At 65.5% G+C, this 1,567-nt stretch carries 2 protein-coding genes and 1 pseudogene; all 3 read left to right on the plus strand.

From position 1 onward, the window contains the following. Positions 1 to 271: pseudogene (locus ACRDUX_RS15605) on the plus strand (MFS transporter); the annotation flags it as partial. Continuing rightward, positions 268 to 516, plus strand: a complete 249-nt coding sequence (locus ACRDUX_RS15610; RefSeq protein WP_526414925.1) for a hypothetical protein — start codon at positions 268 to 270, stop codon at positions 514 to 516. The pseudogene ACRDUX_RS15605 and the gene ACRDUX_RS15610, both read left to right, overlap by 4 nt. A 2-nt stretch (positions 517 to 518) precedes the next feature. Further along, positions 519 to 1,567: amidohydrolase (locus ACRDUX_RS15615; RefSeq protein ID WP_526414926.1), on the plus strand; the 1,049-nt coding region annotated here is incomplete at its 3' end.

Below are 1,567 nucleotides of genomic sequence, written 5' to 3' on the forward strand. Positions count from 1 at the left end.
GGCGAGCGTCTTGGCTCAGATGTTCCCCGTGCGCGTTCGGTACACGGGAATCTCGCTCTCGTACCAGATTTCGGCGCTCACTGCTGGTGTGCTGACTCCGCTCATTGTTCCGTCCCTGCTTGGTGTCGCCGGCGGAAGTCCCGTGCTTGCGCTCGGGTTCCTCGCACTGTTATGCGCGCTTGCCACCGTGTGCGTGCTAGCCACCCGGGGCCGCTTGGCGCTCGACGATGCCGATTCCGGGGCGGTTTCGATCGGGCTACCAAAGTCATGACCTTCGCACCGGATGAGCCGAGGGCCGCCGATCTCAACCGCGGCATGGTGTTCGCTCAGATGGCCCACCGTGGAGCCGCTTTCGCTCCATCCAGCGCATGGGGTCCCAAGGGCGCTGTGGCGGCCCGATACGCAGAACCCGTCGAGATTTCCCACCCGGTCGAGTATCTGGCCAGCCGGCACTCGTCATTTCTGACTGGGCAGACCATCTCGATCAACGGTGGCCAGGTAATCGGAGGCTTCTGACCATGACCACACCGACCATCGTCACCGCATCCAGCTTCGCCGGCACGCCGGTCGCCGGCGTTACGGCCATGGTGATCCGCGACGACCACATCGACGCCGTTGGCGACGCGGAGCAGCTGCACGCTCAATGGCCGCGCGCCCACGTCGAGGACTACGGCACGGCCTGCGTACTACCAGGATTCAACGATTCGCACATGCACTTCGGGATGATGGTATCCCAGTCTTTGGGCGTCGACCTCTCGCCAGAACGCACTCCTGATCGTGCGGACCTGTCGACCCGGCTCGCCGCCGCGGTCCCTGATACACGCGGGTGGGTACGCGCAGCGCGCTATGACCACACGCGCTCCACTGACGGTGAAATCATCACCCGCGCAGACCTCGATCAACTGGTTCCCGATGCGCCGGCGGTGGTCGGACACATCAGTGCGCACTGGGGGGTGGTCAACAGTGCCGCACTCCAGCGTGCCGGAGTCACCGAGACCACCCCCGACCCAGACGGGGGTTCCTACGGCCGCGGCGCGGACGGCAGCCTGACCGGCCAGGTTTCCGAGCAGGCGTTCTTCGACTTCGTCTACCCGTCATTGAGCAGGAACCTCGACCTGACCCCCGACATTGTCGGAGACCAGGCGCTGAACGCCGTACGCGACTGCGCCCGCATGTTGCTCGCCGCGGGTATCACCTCGATCGGTGACGCGATGATGGGAGCCGACGAGCTACGTCTATTCCAGCGCGCCCGCGCCCAGCAGGCGCTACCGGTACGCGTCAACGCACTCATGACTTTTCCGCATCTTCCGGCGTTGCGTGCCGCTGGAATATGCGATGGCTTCGGCGACGATTGGCTGCGCATCGGGGGAATCAAGGCCTTCGTCGACGGCGCCGTCGCCGGGCGCAGCTGCGCAGTCGCCGAACCCTTCGAGGGGACTGACGACCGCGGCATCCTGGTCACGAATCTCGCGGCGATCACGTCGTTGGCGGAGGCCTGCGCCGAGGCGGGCCTGACGTTGGCCATTCACGCCAACGGTGAACGCGCCATCGAACTGGTCCTTGATGC

The organism is Mycobacterium sp., assembly GCF_050701675.1.
In the GTDB taxonomy this organism is placed as follows: Bacteria; Actinomycetota; Actinomycetes; order Mycobacteriales; family Mycobacteriaceae; genus Mycobacterium.

Coding starts and splice junctions, on each gene's coding strand:
- ACRDUX_RS15610 (WP_526414925.1), top strand. CDS start 268: ATGACCTTCGCACCGGATGAGCCGAGGGCCGCCGATCTCAACCGCGGC.